We start from the raw sequence: 19,790 nt of genomic DNA on the forward strand, positions 1-19,790 counted from the left end.
GGCCATAGGCCTGGCGTCAGCCTCATGCGCTCGTAGGGGCGGTCCGGTACGAGCATGGCGGTGGCCCTGCCGTCCGCGTGGTTCCACAGGCGCACGGTCCCATCGGTGCTGGCCGACACCAGGGTTGCACCGTCGCTGCCGAAGTCGACCGAAGTCACCGCCCCCGGGTGGCCGCGAAGCACCTGCACGCAGCGGTCTTCGGTGAGCTCCCACACGTGCACGGTACGGTCCTCACCCCCACTCGCGGCCAGGTTGCCGCTCGGCCCCACGGCCACGCACGACACCCGGTTACCGTGCCCCGTGAGCGTGTGGAGGTGTTCGGCCGTGGCGAGGTTCCACACGTTGACGCAGCCGTCGACGCCCGAAGTCACGAGTCGGCGGCTGTCCGCGGTCACGGCCAGGGAGGTGACGGCTCCGATGTGCCGGGCGAGCGTCGCCAGATGCTCTCCGGTCTGCGCGTCCCACAGCTTCACCTGCGCGCGGTGGTCGTGTCCTCCGCTCACCAGGAGCCGCCCGTCAGGGGTGTACGCGAGCGCGCCCACGCTGGAGTCGTAGGCGTCGATGACCGTGATGGCGCGCCCGGTGACGGTGTCCCAGACGCGGATCCTGCTGTGCGCGCCGCCGCTCGCCACCCTGGTGCCGTCCGCGCTGAAGGCCACGTCAGCCACCCAGCCGGTGTGCCCGTGCAGGACGTGCAGGCACTGGCCTCCCTCGACGTCCCACACCCGTACGGTTCGGTCGTCACCGGTGCTGGCGAGCAGCCGGCCGTCGGGACTGAAGGCGAGTGCCTGCACCCAGTGCTGGTGCCCGCGCAGGGTGCGGGCCCGATGCGGTGCGCGGGTCGGCCACAGGCGTACATCGGTGTCGTCACCCGCGCTGGCGATCGTCCTGCCGTCCGGCGCGGACACCACCGCCCGGACCGGCTGCTCGTGGCCGCGGATGACCATCAGGCACTCGCCGCGGCCCGCGTCCCACACCCGTACCGTCTGGTCGTCGCCTCCGCTGACGAGCCGCCGGCTGCCGGGGACGAACGCGGTGCCCGCCACGCCGAGCTCGTGACCGGCCAGCGTCTCCACGCGCCGCCCCGTGGCGAGGTCCCAGACCCGTACCGTCCGGTCTCCGCTGGCGGAGGCCAGCAGACCGTCGGCCGAGTCGAACGACAGGTCGGTCACCCGGTCGGCGTGGGCGCGGAGCGTATGCGTCAGGGCGCCGGTCGCCAGCTCCCAGACGCGGATGATGCCGTCGAAGCCGCCCGCGGCCACCGACCGGGCGTCCGGCGACACGGCTATGCTCCAGAGGCTGTCCGGGTGCTCGTCCCGCTCGTCGGCGAGCACCCGCAGGCAATCGCCGCTGCTGCTGTCCCATACCCGGACCGTGCCGTCCAGGCTGCACGTGACCCAGGGTCTCGCCGTCGGGCGCGTAGGCGACCCCGCTCACCCAGTTGCCGTGGCCGTGCAGGGTGTGGCGCAGCCTCCCGGTGAGCGCGTTCCACACCCGGCCGGTGTTGTCGTACGCCGCACCGGCGACCAGGGGTTCCGTCGGGTGGCACGCCACGTCCACGACGGCTTCCTCGGGGCCGTGGCACACCTGGATGCAGCGGTGGGTGCGCATGTCCCAGACCCGTACGGTCCGGTCCGCGCCCGCGCTGGCCAGGATGCGGTCGTGGTCGCCGAACGCCACCGCCCAGGCGGTTCCGGAGTGCTCGTGCCAGGTGGCGGTGGGCCGCGCGTCGGCGAGCTGCCATACGCGGACGTCGCCGCCGCCGGTGCCGGCGGCGACCAGCGTTCCGTCGGAGGACACGGCGACGCCGCGGACGACGCCGAAGGTGTCCGTGAACAGCGTGCGTTCGAAGCGCGCCGCCGTGAAGTCGACGTCCCTGAGCGTCACGCCCCGCAGATCGGCCTCGCGTACCGTCAGGGCGGAGAAGTCGAAGTCCGACGGGGGCAGTCCGAGGTGGAGCACCATCTGCAGCAGGTTGGCGGCGGTGTATCCCGCGGACGGCCCCGCGGTGCCGCGGCGGGCCGTCGCCAGCAGGTCCTGCAGCATCCGCGTGACCTCGGGCAGCCCGTACGTGCCGAGCAGACGGCGGGCCAAGGGGGCCACCAGGACCCGGGCCTGCGCCTCCCGGATGTACTGCCGGGCCGTCGCCAGGGTCAGGGCGTGGCTGGACAGTTGCTCGGGCGACCCGGAGACGACTTCCCGGAACAGCGTGTCCAGGAGCCTTTCCAGTACGAACTCCAGGATCACGGGGTGGGTCGTGAAGGAGCCGGGCAGGCCCCCGCCGGCCATCGAGCGGCGGCTCAGCGCGTCCAGCGCCGCGATCAGCTCGCGCCGGGTCAGCGGAGGTACGACGTCGCGCTCCAGCTCGCCCAGGGTCACGGGCTCGCGGCGGACCGCGAACCAGTACATGACCGCCTGCTCGTGCGGCGACATGCGGTCGAACTGGCCGGCGAGCAGCTGGTGCGTCCCGCCGACGACGCCGGTGTCCTCGCGCAGGAACGCGGCTACGTCCCCCTGGAAGACCCGCAGCACCGTGTCGCAGACGACCTTGATCTCCAGCGGATTGCCCGAGTACCGCTCGATGAGCGCCGACCACGACTCGACCCATGAGGTCAGCCCCCGGTCGGCCATCAGGTGACGGCCCGCCGTGTCCGACAGCCCGCCGAGGTCCATCACGCGGACCGGGCCGCTGTCCGACCGCAGCCGGACGATCTCGGCGGGCATCTCCCGGCTGGTGACCAGCAGGCAGCTGTGGTGGCCCCCGGCGGCCACGGCGTCGAACAGCGCCCCGTAATCCGCGAGCCCCGGCAGGTAGCTTCCGGCCGTGAGTGCGCGGCCCTCGAAGAGGGACTCGGCATTGTCCAGGACCAGCAGACACCTGCGTTCCCGCAGCAGGCGCCGCACCAGCAGCATCTGCTCCTCCAGGGAGTCGGGCAGGTCGGTGATCTCTCCGGCCGAGGCGTGCCGGACGAACGCGCCGAGAACCTCCGCCAGCGGCTGCGCGTTGAACAGGGAGCGCCAGAACACCACGGTGAACTCGTCCCGCAGGGCGGCTGCGAGGTGCGCGGCGAGCGTCGTCTTGCCCATGCCGCCGCGGCCGAGGACGGCGACCAGCCGGCACTCGTCCTCGCCGAGCCACTGCCGCAGTGTGCCGATCTCCTCACCGCGACCGAAGATCACCGGCACCTCGGGGCCTCACGCAGGTCCACACGTGGTCCCTCACCCGGGGCGGCGCCCTGCGAAGGCTCCCCCGGCGGGGCCGCTGATGCGCCGGGGCCGTCGTCCGGCGAGGGCTCCGACGCCTACACCGGCTCCACCCGCGGAGTCGTCCCCGTATCGCGCTGAACGAGCTCGGCGAATGCCGACTGCCCGACGAACGCTTCGGCGGGCAGGGCGTGCAGGCGGCGGTGGTCGAACTCCCTGTCGTCGCACACCACGACGCCGACCAGCAGTCCCCGGCAGAACACCGCCGTTCCCGAGGCACCGGACCACGGTCGCCGGCCCGAGGCGGAGTCGGCCCGGGGCGCTGCCTGCTGGTCGAGTACGTAGTACCGCTGCGGCCCGGTGGCCAGCGGCGGCAGTTGCCCGCGCAGCTGTTCGACGTGGGGGACGTCGCCGTAGCGGGCCAGCAGGGGGAAGCCGATGCCGTTGTAGTCCAGCGCATCGTGGCCCTCCGGCCGCCCCCACCGCACCGGCGGCCCGCCCACGTCGATCGGCTCGTCGAGCCGGAGCAGGGCGGCATCGGCCACGGGCGAGTCGGCCCCGGCGGTCAGGTCCGGCCAGCAGAGCACCGCGGTACGCCGCACCGGTGTGCCGTGACGGGGATGGCCGATGCGGACCTCGAACCGTGGCCAGCTGCGGCCGTGGGCGTCGGCCACGACATGGCGCGCCGTCAGGACCAGGTGGGGACTGATGAGGTAGCCCGAGCCGCTGCTCCTCGACTCCTGCTCCGTACCGGCCCGCACGTCGACCAGGCGCGCGGGGTCCATGTCAGTCGCCCCAGGACGTCGAACGGTCCTGACTGATGTGGGCGTTGCGGCCCCCGGTGGCTTCGTCGCGCACGGTGAGCCTGAGCGTGAGCCTGTGGGTCCGCGCGGTGGCCACCGCCCCTGCGACGCCCGCGCTGACCACGCCGAAGGACAGCCGCGCCTCCGGTGACGCCTCCCGGCGCAGCTCCAGCAGGAGTTCCAGCTCGGCCTCCGCGACCTCGAACCGCAGTTGCTGCCCCGCCCCCGCGTCCTGCGCCCGGCCGAGCTCCCGGCGCAGTTCCTCGATCGCCTCGGCCAGTCCGATCTCCGCCATCGCGCATCCCCCCAGGACTCTCCCGACCGCGCTCAAACAGTGTGCCCGGCCCGCGCCCCCTCACGCCGACGATCCTTCAAGCTCGTCCGACGGAGCCGGGCGGCCCCGGCGACCCGTGGCCGCCCGGGTTGCGGCCGTCCCCGGAGGTGCCATCGTAGAAATAAAGGCATTGCTCGGTGACCGATTTCCGAGGGCTGAGCCATGGAAGACGAGCAAGCACACGTCGTGTTCGACGATGACCAGTTCGACCTGGACATCCGCGTCAGGATGACGACGCGGGAAGTCGACAAATTCGTCATCCAGGACACCCACAGCTGCGCCAGTACCTGCGGCGACGAATGCACGAACAGTTGTGCCAGCACCTGCGCGGGCAGCTGCCCCGTTCTCGACACCCCCAACGAGACCGAAACCTGTGAGACCTGCGGCTCCTGCACATCGGAGTGCGACCGCAGCCTCTACGAGGACCACTACGTCCTGGAGGTCAGTCAGGTCCGGGCCGACGGGGTCACCCGCAAGGTCGCCGGGGAGCACGTCATCCGCCGCGTCGTCGAGCACGAGCAACCCGCACAGGAAGGCTGATGGTCCCGCCCGCCTGGCAGCCGGCCGTCGGCGATCCGCAGACCGCCGCCTCGGTGCGCGCCGTCTGCGTGGACGTGCTCTCGCGGCTGCGTGACCCCGGCACCGTCGAGGAAGCGGCCCGTACGGCGCCGCTGCATGGACGTCCGCGGTGGACGGCCCACAGCGCCGCCCAAGGAACGTGCGGCCTCGCCCTCGCCTTCGGGCACCTCGACCGGTGCCTGCCCGGCGAGGGCTGGGACCTCGTGGCCCACCAGCACCTCAGCCGCGCCGTCGACGGCACCGCGTCGAACCCCGTGGGCACCCTGGGACTCTTCGCCGGCCTCACCGGAGTGGCCTTCACCACCTCGTACCTGGCCCACGGCGGACAGCGGTACCGGGCCCTGCTCGGCGACATCGACGACAGCCTGTACAGCCGGATTCCCCGACGGCTTCCCGCTGTCACCGGGGAGGGCCTCGCCGTCGGTACGTTCGACCTCGTGTCGGGGTGGACCGGCGTGGCCGCGTACCTCCACTCCCGGCCGGCCGGCCCGGCCCGGGACCGCGCTCTCCGCATGGTGCTCGGCTGGCTCGTGGAGCTGTCCCGCGCCGTCGACGGGGTCCCCGCCTGGCACACCCCGCACGCCCTGATCACGGACGAGAGCATGCGCGACCGGTACCGCAGCGCGGTCGCCAACTGCGGTCTCGCCCACGGCATCACCGGCCCCCTCGCCATGCTCGCCCTCGCCCACCCCGACGGCCCGATCGGCGCGGGGCACACCGAGGCGATCCGCCGTACGGCGTTCTGGCTCGCCTCGCACCAGGTCGACGACGCCGCCCGGGGAGCGGCGTACCCGGCGGTCGTCCCGCTGGGTGCGGATTCCGCCGCACCGTCGGCGGCCCGCGACGGCTGGTGCTACGGCAGCCCCGGTGTCGCGCGCGCCCTCTGGCTGGCCGGCACCGCCCTCGGGGACCGCGACCTGACCCGTACGGCCGTGGCGGCCATGCGGGCCGTCCTGCGGCGACCCGTCGCCCGGCGGCGCATCGACTCCCCCGGGTTCTGCCACGGCGTCGCCGGGCTCCTGCAGGTCACCCTGAGATTCGCCGTCGACACCGGAGACGAGGAGATCAGCGAGGGCGCGCGCCGCCTGGTCGACCAGTTGCTCGGCGAGTACCAGCCGCAGGCGCCCTTCGGCTATCGCAGTGTCGAGCCCGACGGCACCCACGAGGACCGGTCCGGCCTCCTCGAAGGCGCCGCGGGGGTCGCCCTCACCCTTCTTGCCGCCGCCACCCTCGAACCACCCGCCTGGGACCGGTTCTTCCTGCTGTCATGAGCGCCGACGCCTCCCGCGGTCCCGGCAGCCGGGTACGAGCAGCCCCCCGGGCGTCGGGGTTCTACCGCTGCCTCGACGAGTTCGTGATCCGCACCCCGATCCTCCCCGTCGGGCAATACCCCGCGGCCGAGGACCTCGGGCGCGCGCCCGCGACCGCTCGCGTCCGGGACGACGACCACGCGCGACGTGCCGTCGTCGTGTCCTCGCTGGCCCTCGGCGCCGCCTTGCTGGGGCCCGTACGGACCGAACGCGACCGGCGGCGCCTGGAGTCCAGCCTCCTGCGCTACCTCATCCGTCTCAGCACCCGGCCCACTCCCTTCGGGCTGAACGCCGGGGTCGCGCTGGGGCGGTGGGGCCCGGTCACCGACGTCCGCCTCGCGGACCGGCCTCCCGAGGTGCACGCCCGTATCGACATGCACGCCCTCGTGCACTTCGTCACCGCCCTCGAATCGCGCACCGAGATCCGGGAGGCGACCACGGTCATCGCCAATCCGGCCGTGCTGCACCGCGCCGGCCGGATCACCTTGAGCGGTGTCGAAGCGGTCCTCGGAGCGAACGGCGGGGAGAACGTCACCCTCCGCGCCACCGGCGCCGTCACTCGCGCCCTCGCCCTCGCCCGCACACCCGTGGCCTACGCCGACCTCGCGGCCGACCTCCTGGAAACCGTGCCCGGAGCCACTCCCGACAAGGTCCACGACCTGCTGTACCGGCTGTGGCGGCACGCGTTCCTGCTGACCGACCTGCGCCCGCCGCTGACCCACCTCGACCCCGCGGGACACGTCCTCGACCATCTCGGCCGGATACCGGCAGCCGTCTCCGCCGCCGCGGACCTCGGCGGACTGCTGGCCGCGATCCAGGACTGGGAGGGACAGCCGGCCGGTGCAGGCGCCGCGGCCTTCCCGGCGCTCGCCGAGCACGCCCGCCGTGTCACGGGCTTCGAAACGGACACGCCGCTCCAGGTCGACACCGTGCTGCCCCTGGCGGCCCGCGACGTGTCCCCCAACGTGGCCGACGAGGCGGTCCGAGCGGCCGAACTGCTGCTGCGGCTCAGCCCGTTCCCGTTCGGCATGCCGCAGATCAGCGCGTACAGGGCCGCGTTCGAGGCCCGTTACGGCACCGACCGCGACGTGTCCGTCCTCGAACTCCTCGATCCCGTCACGGGCCTGGGCTCACCGTCCCTCCTCCCTCCGGTCATTCCCGCCAAGGCCGCCCGGGCCGACACCTTGCTCCGCCTCGCCACCCGCGCCCTCCACGACCACCTCACCAGCGTCGAACTCGACCAGGACACCATCGACCGACTCGCCCTCTGGGAAGCGGCCCCCGAGCGACTCCCCGCGTCACTCGACCTCTACGCCATGGTCAGCGCCCCGTCACCCGCCGCCATCGACGCCGGGGACTTCCACCTGGTCGTGGGCCCCAACGTCGGTGCCGGAGCAGCCGGACGCAACCTCGGCCGCTTCGCGGGCATGCTCGCCGGTGCCGTTCCCGCCCTCGGTGCCATCGCCGACGCCGAACAGGCCGTTCAAGCCGGCCGCGTTCTGGCCGAACTGGTCTACCTCCCGGAGAAGACCCGCTCGGCGAACGTCGTCGTCCGGCCCGCGATCCGCGACCACGAGGTGGGCATTCGTACCAGTGCGCAGGACGGACCCGCCCGCTACATCCCTCTCGACCGGCTCGCGGTCCGCGTCACGAACGGCAGGTTCGCCCTGATCTGGGACGACGACGGCACGGGGGAACTCCGCGAGGTCAGCGTCTGCTCGGGACACATGCTCAACAACATCCGGGCCCCGGCCGTCTGCCGCTTCCTCGCCGATGTGAGCCGCGACGGCACCGCCCAGATCGTCGGCTTCGACTGGGGCCCGGCCCGCGACTTCCCCTACCTGCCCCGCGTCACCTCCGGCCGGGTCGTCCTGCGCCCGGCCCAGTGGCGCATCGACCACGCCGCGGCGCACGAGATGGCCGGGCAGCCGGACCGGTTCCCGGCCGCGTTCGAGGCCTGGCGCCGCGAGTGGCGGGTGCCCCGTTTCACGTTCCTCACGAGCAGCGACGCGGCCGCGGACCACCGGCTCCTCATCGACGCCACCGCGCATTCCCACGCCAACGAGGTACGGCGAGCCCTGAACCGGCTGCGGCCCGGCGGCAGCGTGGTCCTCCAGGAGGCCGTTCCCGGGCTCGACGACGCCTGGGTCGGCGGGCCGAGCGGCCGCCACACCGTCGAACTCGTGGTGTCCATGACCCGCAACGCCGTGGTGCCGCGCTCCGTTCCACCCGGCAGAGCCGGCGCCCCGGTGGCGAGGGCGGACCGGCTGCGACCCCCGGGCAGCGACTGGACCTTCGTCAAGCTGTACGGCGACCGGCAGGAGGAGGAATCCCTGCTCGTCGACGGCATCCGGGAGCTCGTCCGCTCGCTGGACGGCCATTGCGACCGGCGCGTCTTCCTGCGCTACTCGGACCCCGAACCCCACCTGCGGCTACGCCTGCGCGGCAACCCTTCCGTGCTCGTCCCCGCACTCAGCGGCTGGGCCGGGACCCTCCTCGCCGACGGCCACGTCTCCCGTTTCGCCTTCGACGTCTACGATCGTGAGATCGAACGCTACGGCGGCCTCATCGGGATGGACGTCACCGAGCAGCTGTACTCCGCCGACAGCTCCGCCGTTCTGGACCTGCTCTCCCTCGACCTCGCCGGCAGGTCTCAGCTCGACAGAACCAGTCTGGCGCTGCTCACCATTGACGACCTGTTGGCCGGACTCGGTCTGAGCGAAGCCGAGAGGCTCCGCTTCTACCGCTGGGACAATCCCCAGCGACGGGTCGCGGGCGCGGAGTACCGCACGCGCAAGGCCGAGTTCTGCGACCTGCTGCGCGGACCGCCTCCTCGTCCCGTTGCCGACGTCCTGGCCCGGCGTCGCCCTCAACTGGCGGACGTAGCCGACCGGCTCGCCGATCTGACTCGCCGCCGGCAGCTCGGCAAGACGCTGCCCGAGTTGTGCCACAGCTATGTACACCTGCACTGCAACCGCCTCCTGGGCACGGACCGCGCTGCCGAGAACACGGCGCTGGAACTGCTCTACCGCACCCGCCACAGCCTGGATTCCGCCCGCTGAGGACGATGGGGTGGCGCGTGGCGGAGTTCTCGCCAATGATCAGTGGATGAGCGAATCCTCCCGGCAGCAGTGGCGTGCCGTCTTCGACATCAGCATCACGTTCTCCAACGGTGGCGGCCTGCGCTCCGAGGGGTTCCGCGTCGACCTCCCGGCGGAGCAGGCCGACGCCGACACCGTCGCGAAGCTGTTCATCCGGCAACTCGGGCTGACGATGGTCGATTCCGCGGACGTATCGAACCTGCGGGTGATCCAAGAGGCACACAAGAACCCGGTGGGCGCGGCCGAGCCGCAGGGCGGCCGCCGCAGGCTGGTGGAGCTGAGCCATGTCATCCGCGACGGGCTGGTCACCTACCCCGGGCTGCCCGCGCCCCGCATCGGCGACCACTTGGGCTGGGAGGCCTCGCACGCGACCTACGGTCCGGGAACGGAGTTCCAGATCGGCCGCATCGACATGGTCGCCAACACCGGTACCTACGTCGACACTCCGGCTCACCGTCACCGGGACGGCGCCGACCTGTCGGGGGTCGGCCTGGACAGGCTGGCCGATCTGCCCGGCCTGCTCGTACGGGTTTCCGGCACCGCGTCCCGGGCGATCGACGCGGCGCTGTTCGCGCCCTTCGACCTCGCGGGCCGAGCGGTGCTCATCGAGACGGGTTGGTCCAGGCACTTCGGCACCGAGGCGTACGGGAGCGGGCACCCCTACTTGACCGAGGCTGCCGCTCGTTGGCTGGTGGAGCAGGGTGCGGCGCTGGTGGGCATCGACTCGCTGAACATCGACGACAGCGCCGATCCGGCCCGCCCCGTCCACACCGTCCTGCTCGGTGCGGGCATCCCCGTCGTCGAGCACTTGTGCCGTTTGGACCAACTGCCCGTCGACGGGTTCCGGTTCACTGCCGCGCCGCCGATGGTCGAGGGGATGGGGACGTTCCCCGTCCGCGCCTTCGCCGCGATCGAGTGATGAGCGGGACCAACTCCCCTTGGCAGTAAGGTCGTTCGGCCCTGCTGCCCAGGGGGCCGGGCTCGCGGTTCCCGACGGCCCCGCCCGTACCGACGCGCCCGGACTGCGCGTGGCGGTGGAGACCAACGAGGACCGCGGCCCCTGGCGGTTGCAGCTCCGGTACTCCGCCGCGGGCACCACCGGCCGGCTGTCCATCCCGGCGGGCGGCTTCGTCCTGCGTACCAGCGGACTGCTGTCCTGCACCGCGACGGCCGCCCCCGGGTCGGCCGCCTCGCTCCCGGCCCGCTGGAGCGCCGGGACCGGAGCCTCGGCCCCGTTGCTGGGGCTGACCGCGGCGCCGGTACCGATCAAGTTGGAGGGCGGCTTCTTCTGCCCGACCTCCATCACCTCGGCCGCCATCTCGGCCACGTACGCGGTGCGTGACACCACCGATGCGTCCCGGCACATCGCGGTCGGCCCGGCCGCGTGAGCGGCCCGCGGAGGGACGGACGGTCACGGAACGGTCATACTTCCGTCGCGGTCCCATCAAGATCGCTCTGAAGACTCGGCTCCGTCACGGGGGACGCCTTCAGGAAGCTGGTCTTGTCGTCAATGAACCAGAGGCACGCAGCGCCCCGCGGGCCCGGGCGCCGGCGTCTGTTCACGGCCGGCGGCGGGCTGCTGGCAGCGCTCGCCGCGGGATCGTTCCTGGCCACCGATCCCGCGGGCCGCACCGGGCGGAGCGGCATCCGCCAGGCGTCGGGGAAGGACGACGGGACCGCGGGCACGGGGTCGGCGCCGGTCAGCCGGCCGCCCGCCCCGGGCTGGATGCCCGGGGCGGTGCGCATGCCGCTGGCCGTGAACTTCGACCTCGGCGAGCGCGAGGGGCAAAGCGGTCTGGTCCTGCACGTCCAGGAGGGCGAGGGGTCGCTCCACGAGCAGTTCAGCGTTCCCGGCGCGAAGGCCTCCGCGCACTTCTGGGTGGGGCGGGACGGGCTGACGGAGCAGTACGTCTCCGTCCACGACCGCGCCTGGGGACAGCGGGCGGGCAACGGCGCCTGGTCGTCCGTCGAGACCTCCGGTTTCAAGACCCGGCCGCTGACCGAGGCGCAGTTGGACGCGGTCGCGCGGATCTACACCTGGGGCGCCGAGGCACACGGCTGGCCGTTCGCCGTCAGCGACCGGCCCGACCAGGCGGGACTGGGCACCCACGAGATGGGCGGGGTGGAGTGGGGCAACCACGCCTGCCCCGGCCCCCTGCGCACGGCGCAGCGTACCGAGATCATCCGCAGGGCGGCCGCAGCCGTCGCCGGCGGCCCCGGCCGAAGGCCCTGACCGGTTGGAACCACGCTGCCCCGGCGATCGTCCCTCGCTGAGAGGTGGTGTACATGCCAGAGGCGGAGCCGCGAGTGCGGGGGCTCGCCCCAGTGGTGCCCGCTGTCGCCGCGGCGGCGGCATACGGCTGGGCCCGGTGGTGCTTCGCGGGCACGTCGGCGCCGTCGTCCACGGTCGCGCTGGTGGTCGGCGCGATGCTGGTCGTCGGTGCGTCGGCGGTGTACTTCGCGCTCGCCGGCGGCAGCGGGGGCTTCTTCGGCGCGCTCTTCCTGGCCATGGGGCTGCTGTTGACCGTCGCTGCCACCGAGCAGGCACAGGCGCGCAGCGCGGTCGCCACCTGTGCCGTGCGTGAGGTCCGCACCGAGGTACAGCGTTCCTTCGGCGAAGGCGGCACGGACAAGACCACCTACCTCCTGGCGCTGGACTGCCCCGGCGGCTATCCCGACGAGCTCAAGGACGACCGGGCCGTCGCTCCGAAGGGTGCGGAGATCCGCGTCGCCTACGACCCCCGGCGCCGGCTGTCTCCGCAGGTGCAGGGCGGGAGTTCGCCTTGGAAGCCCGCCGTCTCGGCTGCGCTTCTGCTGGCCTTCAGTACCTTGCTGGCCGCGGTGAGGCGCGCCCCGGACGCGTAGGCCCGTCAGGCCCGCGCAGGGGACCATGCGGCCTCGGTCTCCCGTGCCGATGCCAGCGCCCGGAGCGTGTTGACGTTCGCGGAGTAGGCGATCCCGACGGCGACGGCCCTCGCTCCGCACTCCACGGCGGCTTCCACGCAGGTCGTCAGGTTCTGGCTACCGCGTGCGTACCGCTTGAGGTCGCGCAGGACATCGGGATGCCAGTGGTAGTACCCCGCCGACGTCAGGCCCGGGGTGTCGCCCGGCACCCTCCGGACCCCCGCGACGACACCGCCCTTGCCGAGGAGGTAGCGGGTGTCGTCCTCGTCGCCGGGCTGCGCGCCGGTGACGCCGAGGCAGATGTCGGCGTCCCCCTCCGTCGACCGCGCCAGGCGCAGGAAGGCGGACAGGGAGCCGGGCGGTGCGAGGCGGTCGGAGTCGATCAGGGTGAGGTGGCCGGTGGCACCGCGCGTCGCCCGGATCAACTCGTTGAGACGCCCGGTGGGCTGCTCGTAGGTGAACTCGACCCGGCAGCGTGACTGTGCCGCGATCCGCTCCGCGAGCGGTTCGCGATGTCGCAACCACACGCGCAGGGACGTGTCGTCCGGCTCCACCGCCTCCAGCTCGGTCAGGATCCGCTCGAACAGGGTCACCCCACCGATGTCGATCATCAGCTTGTGCTCCGCTCCCGGGAGGCGGCCCAGGCGTCGGCCGAACCCGTTCCCGAGAACGAGGACCTGCCGTTTGCGCCTGGACGCGCCCATCGCCGAGTCAGTCAACGTGCGCCTTGTCGCTCACCGCTGGAAGGTGCGGTTCGTCTCGGCGATCCGCCCGGCGTGGTACCGGATGCTGGGGTGGATGGTGCGGGCGTCCGGCGGCAGGACGTCCGCCTGCTTCTTGATCTTGTCGGTCAGGGCCGGCTGGGCCGCGCCGGTCAGCCGCAGGACGGCCGTGGTGACATGGACCGCGCCCAGGACCCGCAGCGTGCGCCGCTTGTCGCTGAGGCCGTTGATCTCCTCGCCGTCCGGTCCGAGTACGGCGATCAGCGGGGTGCCGGAGCCCAGCAGCGCGGCGGCGCCGCCAGGGTAGTCGGCCTCCTGGCCGATGGTGTAGACGATGCGGCTGAAGGTCGACGGACGCCCCTGGAGATCGGTCGTGCCGAACCGGCCGGTGGTGGTGTACCGGACTGTGACGGGCAGGTCGGTCGTGCGCAGGGTCGGCTGCCAGACCGGGAGTGAGAAGGCTCCGATGGCCGGCAGGGTGTTGCGCCGGTTGAAGCCGCCGCCGACGAAGCTGAGGTCCCGCTGGATCTCCGCCTTGCGGCTCGCGGTGGCCGAATCCCATTCGGCGCGCAGTCCCTTCGGGTCCAGCGCGCCTTCGGGACCCGGGGCGTAGTCGGACCCGAGTTTCGCCGGCCGCGCACCCCAGGTGACCTGACGGGTGACGTAGCGGTCGTCGTCCGGACCGTAGTCGGCGCTGGTGTTCTGCCCGCCGTACTGGACCCGGTGCGCCCGTACGAGACCGTCGAGCCGGAGCAGGGTCCGGGCCGGGAGGGTGGTGCGGTCTACGGGTTCGCCGGTATCGGTCAAGGCGACGGCCCCGGTCATCGGGTGGACCGAGTACGGGGATTCCTGGTCCGGTACGAGCCTCGGGTCGCGGTAGCCCCCGGGCCGGAATCCGAGCCGGGCCCGCAGCGCTGGATCCAGGTTCGCCGGGTCGATCCGGGCTCCGTCCGGGTCGTACGCCGCCCGGGTGCCCGGATCCACCGAGTAGCGGGACTCGGGATCGATCACCCGGCGTTCGGTGGGCCTTCCCTGGGGGTCGAGCAGGAACGGCTCGTACAGCTTCTTCGGCTCGCCGTCGACCATCTGCACCCCGAGGAGCCAGCCGGCGCTCGCGGGCAGTCGTCCCGTGAACGGCTCTCCCTGCGGGTCGAGGATGCGTACCTTCGCGTCCGGGTCGAACTCCGCCTGGTAGCCCGTTGCCGGATCGACGAAGGTGCGACCCGCCAGCTGATCGCCGGCTGCCTGCGGGATCCTGGACGGGCCAAGACCGGTGGCCAGATCCAGCGAGTGCGCGTACAGCGTCCGCTCGTCACTGGTCGTCAGGCGGTAGCGGGCGTCCTCCGGCCAGTCGGCCAGGGCGCTTGCGCCGGGGGCGTCCGGCCTGGATTCGATTCCGGTCACGGTCGCCTGGTACGTGGGCATGCCGGCGAGGGCTCGCGCAACACCGACCGCCCGTCCGAAGGCGGTGGACATCACGAAGTCGTTGCGGTCCTCGGCGAAGTCGCCGGGCTGGAAGGGCGCGCCCGGCAGTTCGTTGTCCATCGCGGGCTGGGTCAGGCGGAAGTCCCCGAGGTTGTTGACCACCCCGTATCCCGCGGACAGGGCCAGGACGGGGGGCACGTCGGCGCCGGTGCCCGCGACCGGGGGCAGGGTGAGGTAGTCGACCGTTGCCGCCCATCCGCCACCGACGATCACATGCGGGATGACCGGCAGCTGCGCGGCGCGCGCGTTCAGGGTCTTCGTCAGCTCGGCGTCCGCGGCCGTCCGCTGGGCGATCACACCGTCGGCTTGTTCCCGCAGTGCTCGGCGCTCGCAGTCCCGTTCAGCGCGGATGTCCTTCAAGGTCGCCTGTGAGTCGGCCTTGCGGGCCAGGTCGAGCACCTTGTCGAGACCGGCGGCGGAGTCGGGCAGCAGTGTGCGCACGGATGCGGCGCGCGCCGCTGCCGCCGCCGTGCCGGCCAGCGGTGCGTTGCCTTCCATCCGGTGCACGGGGCGCGCCGGTTCCTCGTCGAGCAGGCCCATCGAGATCGCGGCGCCCAGTGCGGTGTTCTTCACCTGGGCCGATGCGGTGGGCAATTGGTCCCCGAGGGCTCTCAGGGCTGCGACCCGGCCGACGTCCCTGGGGCTGAGCGGGATGCGTCCGGCGCCGTCGGCGGTGGTGAGCACGCCCTCGGTCAGTCCGCTGGTGACATCGGGCCGCCGTTTGGCCGCCCGGTCGGTGACGATCACCGCCACCTCGGTGAGCCTGGCGGTCAGGGCCTGCCGGATCAGATCGGCCGTCGCCCGGTCGGAGACCCGCACCACCGCCGCGTCCTGCCCGAGGAAGTGAGCGGTCGCCACTGGCGCATAGGGGAGCGTGCCCGGCATCCGGGTCGGCTCCACGCTGATCGTGAAGGACCTCCGGCCGTCGGGGATCAGGACCTGGCCGCCCACCACCCGGGCCCCGGCGGGCAGGGGTCCTGCGGTCAGCGCGGCCCTGATGACGGCGGCCGTGCGGCCGGCGCTGGCCGTACTGAGCTCCTTGCCTCCGAAGTCGAGGCCGGCGGACGCGTGCGCGATCGGCCCCGGGGCTGCGCACACCACGGCGGCCGCTTGGACTTCCGTGGTGGTGAGTGCGTGGGCGCTCTGGGCCGCCGGGCCGAGAGGACCGACGAGCACGGCACCGATGCCGCCCCACAGCGACAACGTCCGCATGAGCCATGGGAAATCACCGCGCATGGATGTCCGGCCCTCCTGTCACTGCGGCGGCCTCGACCGCCCACCGTTACCGAGAGGAACGATCACCGTGTGGAGAGGGATGACCAAGAAGGTGGAGCAGGCATCACCTGATGGACCGTTTCGCCTTGACCCGAACGGGCTCCTGCACCCCTGCGGCTACCTCCTGGCGCCCGGCGGCTGCTTGGCCTGGCCCTGCTCGTCGCACGGCAGCCGGTCCGCCTTGTAGTCCTGCAGGAAGTCATGGGTCGACTCCTCCTCGACCCCCGCCATCTGCGCGGAATCCACGACGATCACACCGCCGAAGGGGCGGTCGACATCCCGGATGATGAGCAGGGTCGTGGTCAGCAGGGCGGTGACGACGACCAGGGCGGCGAACTGCCCCTTGTTGTTCCTGCGGGGCAGGCACAGGCCGAGGCCGACCACCGTGATGACAAGGGTCAGGAGCATGAACCAGTAGATCAGCCCCGGGACCGTCGGGGTCGCTTCGGCCATCCTGGCCTGGCGTCCCAAGGAACGCTGGTTGTCCGCGGCGACGAGCAGGCCGAAGGTGGGGTCGCCGGTGCCCAGGTCCTTGAAGGTCGACCGGAAGTCCCGGCTCCACACGCTGGGAACGGACGACGACTTCCCCTCCCCCATGGCCGGCCATTCCTTGTGCCGGACGGCCCGCGCGTAGCAGACGGCATCGGCTCGCAGCCGCTCCCGCATCGCCGGAGGGGCGAAGTCCGCGACCTCCGCGAGGTGGTCCAGCGCGTGTGCCTCCGAGCGCGCGGCGTCATCGGCCCTGCCATTGGAGCTGGAGGCGGTGACGAGCATGAACGCGAGGATCAGGATCGTCAGCGTCATCAGCGGTCCGACGAGGTCACGGACCCCCATGCCCTCACCGTCGTCGTCACCGATCAGCCGGGGGCGCAGGAAACGGTTCGCGGCGATTCCCGCGGCAAGCGCGAGCACGGCCACGACAAGGGTGGTGATCACGTCCGGCTCACCCCAGGCCGTCTGGTCTCGTTCATCGCTCCGGGCTCCCTCGCGTCGGATCACGGTCACGTGATCCATGCGTCCCCGCCCGCCCCTCGCCCGCCCCCACGCGGGAAGGCCACCCACACGAGTGCGGCCGTTCGGCGGCGTCGGGAGCGCCGGGCCCGGGCAGGCGGGGGCGCACAGAGGCCCCGGGACGCTGGGTCCCGGGGCCTCTGGCACTCGTGGTCGGATCAGAAGAAGATCGGGATCTCGACGCCTTCCGAGTCCCAGGCTCGCATGTCCCCGCCCATGGGGCTGCCGATGGTCAGGTAGTCGGGCTCGAGGGAGATCTCGCCCATGCCACCGCCCGTCCACTCCACGATGATGTGGTCACCGGCTGCGATCGTGAACTCTTCCGCCACGGGTTCGAAGACGACGGTGATGGGTTCCGTCGGCTTCGCCGTCAGTCTGAACTTCATGTGAGCCTTCTCGGTCTACAGGTTGTCCATGTACCACTGGGCCAGCTTGGCCCGCTGCCCCGCGCTGGGGTTCCTCGGCTTGAGGTCGATGACCTTGGCGTACGCGTCCCGGATCCTACGGGCGTGCTCCCTGGTCATGCCCAGGTCCCGCATGGCCTGGAGCTGCTCGGCGCCCCTCTTGCCCTCCATCATCGCGAGGCTGTCGTCGCCCCGGCCCCAGGCGAGCTTGCCGAACGCGTTCCGCTTGTCCTTGAAACCCAGCTCGTCGGCGACTTCGTCGACCTTGGCGAACTCCGCCTTGACGAGCTCGGCGACTCCCTTGACGCAGTCCTCGGGGTTGGGGTTGGTGTTGTGGACCAGGACGGGAGTGCTGCCGGCCGCCACGTAGTACGTGTGGAGGTCGTTGACGGTGAGGTTGTACGCGGGCTGGAGGGACTTCCAGCGGTGGATCCCGGCGATCTGCGCGGGGGTTCCGTCAGCGGTCCTCAGGGTCTCGTTGACGCTGAGGTCGGCCGCGTTCTTCCACGTCCTGTCGCTGTCGGACCAGAAGGGGTGGTGGTCGGTGGAGGTGACCGTGCCACCGCCCTGGGCCGCGGCGAGGGTGACGTCGGTGAAGTCCCGGTCGTCGGGGGTGTAGATGGTCGCGTCGACGCGCCGCGGTCCGGTGACACCCGACACGGGGTCGGTGGCCAGGACCGAGTCGCCCACGGCGATCTGCTCGATGGGACGGTAGCCGCCGTCACCCATGAGGACTCGGGTGCCCGCCGGGAAGCTGTTCGGCGCGGGCGGGATCGGGCACGTGATGAACTTGTCGGCCTTGCGTGCGTCGGCTATCGCCTCGACGCCCTTCTCGCCCCACTTGAGGACCTTCAGGGCCTTGCCCCAGGGGGTGACGCCGGCGACGGCCATGGCGCAGCCGCCCCAGGAGGGTTCCTCGATGCAGCGCTGGATGTCGGCGCCGCCGGAGAGCTCCCAGGCGCCCTTGAGGACGAGCTTCGCCAGATCGGCGTCGGGGCTCGCGAAGACGACCTGATCCGGGTCGGCACCCAGCATGCACGGGGGAAGGCTGTCCCGGTTGAACGGGACGATGCACTTGGGCTTCTTCGACTTCTTCTGCGCCTCGAGCTGCTTCTTGCGCTCCTCTTCCGCCACTCGGCGCGCTTCGGCCTGTTCGGCCTCGTACTTCTTCTTGACCGTGGTCCAGGCCTGGGAGGCGAAGGCGTTGGCCTCGTCCTTGCTCTTGCCCGCGGCGATGGCCGATTCACGGGCTTCGGTCGCGGACTCGTTGGCGCGGGCCGCGGACTCCCGTGCGTAGGCCGCGGAGAACTCGGCCTGGGAGGCGGACTCCTCGGCGGCGTCGGCGTCCCGGCTGGCGGCGGCTGCCGCGTTGCGGGCGGTGGCCGCGGAGTTCTTCGCCGCGGTGGCGCTGGCCTCGGCGGCGGTCGCGGACTTGTTGGCGTCGGCGGCGGACTTGGCGGCGGCTTCCTTGGACTTCTGCGCCTCGGCCGCTGCGATGTCGGCCTCGTTCTTGGCCGCGGCGGCCTTGGCGGCGGCCTCGGCCGCGCGCCAGCGGTTCTCGTTGGCCTTGGCGGCGATGCCGGAGGCCTCGGCGATCAGGCGGTCGACCTGGTTCTTGTGGTGGTCGGCGAGCTTGTCCTTGCGGTCCGCCATGAACTGGCCGACGCTGACGAACTCGTGCAGCTGGTCGGCCGGACCCGCGAGCGCGATCTTGGCAGCTGCCTTGACCTCGGGGCCGCCGGTGTTCACCAGCTTGGAGGCGATGACCTGCTCGTCGCTGTTGCGCGCGGAGTACTGGCCGATGGCGAGGAAGGTGGCGAGCGCCTTGCCGCTGCCGTCGGCGAGGGCCGCCTTGGAGGCGTCCTTGACCCCCGGGCCGCCGGTGTTGTTGTACTTCGAGACCTCTACGGCGAGGTCGTCGGCGCCGGCCGTGAACTGGCCGGTGGTGTAGAAGCCGTTCACCTGCTCGGGCGTGCCGTTCAGCGCGGTGGCGGCGCCGGTGCGCACGGACGGGTACGGGCTCTGGGTGCTCAGCTGGAGGACCCGCTCGCGGATCTCGTCCTCGCCGGCCTGCTTCCAGCGGGTGCGCAGGTAGGTCAGGACGCCCTCGTCCGTGCCTCCCAGTGCGTCGATCGCGGTCTCCTGGCTCCAGGGGCCGCGCAGGTTGAGCGCCTTGAGGGCCAGGGTGCGGCCCTTGGCCGCGGTGGCCTTGACGTCCACGTCCGGCTTGGCCGCCTCGGAGGCCAGGGCGGACGCGGTGGCCTCGAGCTTGATGCCCTCCAGCTGCTGGGCAGCGGACTTGGAGACGTAGCCGTCGATCAGCGCCTTGCGGGACTTGGCCTGCTCGATGGCGGCCTCGGTCCGGGTGGCCAGGTCGGTGGCCTCGGTCTCGCGAGCGATGTCACGGACCTTCTTGGCGGTCACCACGGCGGCATCGGCGGCCTCGGCGGCGATCTTGGCCGCTTCGGCATGCTTCTTCGCCTCGGCGGCGGCGTTCGCGGCCTCCCCGGCGTGGGCGGCGGCCGCATCGGCCGCGTCCGCGGCCGCGCGGGCGTGCCGGGCCGCGGAGCGGGCCGCGTCACGTGCCTCGAAGGCCGCGTTCGCGGAACGCTGGGCCAGCGCGGACGCCTGGTCGGCGGCGCGGTTGGCGGCATTGGC

The 19,790-nt window shown here is 72.3% G+C and carries 14 protein-coding genes and 2 pseudogenes; 7 read left to right on the plus strand and 9 right to left on the minus strand.

Annotated elements, in window-relative coordinates; all coding sequences use genetic code 11:
* Positions 1 to 92 precede the first annotated feature (92 nt).
* The 4 genes and pseudogenes from AB0M99_RS33990 to AB0M99_RS34005 all read right to left on the minus strand — a co-directional run.
* Positions 93 to 1,334, minus strand: a pseudogene (locus AB0M99_RS33990) (hypothetical protein); the annotation flags it as partial.
* Between the two features lie 163 nt (positions 1,335 to 1,497).
* Positions 1,498 to 3,186 (minus strand): annotated as a pseudogene (locus tag AB0M99_RS33995) (NB-ARC domain-containing protein); the annotation flags it as partial.
* 116 nt (positions 3,187 to 3,302) lie between these two features.
* Positions 3,303 to 3,989, minus strand: coding sequence for a trypsin-like peptidase domain-containing protein (locus tag AB0M99_RS34000; protein WP_365927434.1), 687 nt, complete (start codon positions 3,987 to 3,989; stop codon positions 3,303 to 3,305).
* A gap of 1 nt (position 3,990) precedes the next feature.
* A complete protein-coding gene (locus AB0M99_RS34005) occupies positions 3,991 to 4,302 on the minus strand; it encodes a trypco2 family protein (RefSeq protein WP_365927436.1) in 312 nt (103 codons plus the stop codon).
* Between the two features lie 201 nt (positions 4,303 to 4,503).
* Here AB0M99_RS34005 and AB0M99_RS34010 point away from each other — a divergent pair, with 201 nt between their 5' ends.
* The 7 genes from AB0M99_RS34010 to AB0M99_RS34040 all read left to right on the plus strand — a co-directional run bounded on the left by AB0M99_RS34010 (position 4,504) and on the right by AB0M99_RS34040 (position 12,196).
* Positions 4,504 to 4,881 (plus strand): hypothetical protein, encoded by a 378-nt coding sequence (locus AB0M99_RS34010; protein WP_365927438.1) that lies wholly within the window; start codon positions 4,504 to 4,506, stop codon positions 4,879 to 4,881.
* Complete coding sequence (locus AB0M99_RS34015) at positions 4,881 to 6,191, plus strand: lanthionine synthetase C family protein (RefSeq protein WP_365927440.1); 1,311 nt, start codon at positions 4,881 to 4,883, stop codon at positions 6,189 to 6,191. The genes AB0M99_RS34010 and AB0M99_RS34015 overlap by 1 nt, the downstream gene beginning before the upstream one ends.
* Positions 6,188 to 9,292 (plus strand): lantibiotic dehydratase, encoded by a 3,105-nt coding sequence (locus tag AB0M99_RS34020; protein ID WP_365927442.1) that lies wholly within the window; start codon positions 6,188 to 6,190, stop codon positions 9,290 to 9,292. Before AB0M99_RS34015 ends, AB0M99_RS34020 begins: the two co-directional genes overlap by 4 nt.
* A 46-nt stretch (positions 9,293 to 9,338) precedes the next feature.
* On the plus strand, positions 9,339 to 10,250 hold the full coding sequence (locus tag AB0M99_RS34025; protein WP_365927444.1) for a cyclase family protein: 912 nt from the start codon (positions 9,339 to 9,341) through the stop codon (positions 10,248 to 10,250).
* Between the two features lie 19 nt (positions 10,251 to 10,269).
* Entirely contained in the window at positions 10,270 to 10,719 is a 450-nt protein-coding gene (locus tag AB0M99_RS34030; RefSeq protein ID WP_365927446.1) for a hypothetical protein, read from the plus strand.
* A 122-nt stretch (positions 10,720 to 10,841) separates the two neighbouring features.
* A complete protein-coding gene (locus tag AB0M99_RS34035; protein ID WP_365927448.1) occupies positions 10,842 to 11,564 on the plus strand; it encodes a peptidoglycan recognition family protein in 723 nt (240 codons plus the stop codon).
* 53 nt (positions 11,565 to 11,617) lie between these two features.
* Positions 11,618 to 12,196 carry a hypothetical protein gene (locus AB0M99_RS34040; protein WP_365927450.1) on the plus strand — a complete coding sequence of 193 codons (579 nt, stop codon included), beginning with the start codon at positions 11,618 to 11,620 and terminating at the stop codon, positions 12,194 to 12,196.
* A gap of 5 nt (positions 12,197 to 12,201) precedes the next feature.
* Here AB0M99_RS34040 and AB0M99_RS34045 read toward each other — a convergent pair whose 3' ends face one another.
* The 5 genes from AB0M99_RS34045 to AB0M99_RS34065 all read right to left on the minus strand — a co-directional run.
* Positions 12,202 to 12,846 (minus strand): hypothetical protein, encoded by a 645-nt coding sequence (locus AB0M99_RS34045; RefSeq protein WP_365927452.1) that lies wholly within the window; start codon positions 12,844 to 12,846, stop codon positions 12,202 to 12,204.
* Between the two features lie 123 nt (positions 12,847 to 12,969).
* A complete protein-coding gene (locus AB0M99_RS34050; RefSeq protein WP_365927454.1) occupies positions 12,970 to 15,654 on the minus strand; it encodes a hypothetical protein in 2,685 nt (894 codons plus the stop codon).
* A gap of 180 nt (positions 15,655 to 15,834) precedes the next feature.
* The gene (locus AB0M99_RS34055; protein WP_365927456.1) at positions 15,835 to 16,653 is read right to left on the minus strand and encodes a hypothetical protein; all 819 of its coding nucleotides are present in this window, start codon (positions 16,651 to 16,653) and stop codon (positions 15,835 to 15,837) included.
* A 233-nt stretch (positions 16,654 to 16,886) separates the two neighbouring features.
* The gene (locus AB0M99_RS34060) at positions 16,887 to 17,114 is read right to left on the minus strand and encodes a hypothetical protein (protein ID WP_365927457.1); all 228 of its coding nucleotides are present in this window, start codon (positions 17,112 to 17,114) and stop codon (positions 16,887 to 16,889) included.
* 15 nt (positions 17,115 to 17,129) lie between these two features.
* On the minus strand, positions 17,130 to 19,790 hold a 2,661-nt coding region (locus AB0M99_RS34065), incomplete at its 5' end, for a polymorphic toxin-type HINT domain-containing protein (RefSeq protein ID WP_365927459.1).

The sequence above is a fragment of the Streptomyces sp. NPDC051183 genome (assembly GCF_040682455.1).
Taxonomy (GTDB): Bacteria; Actinomycetota; Actinomycetes; order Streptomycetales; family Streptomycetaceae; genus Streptomyces.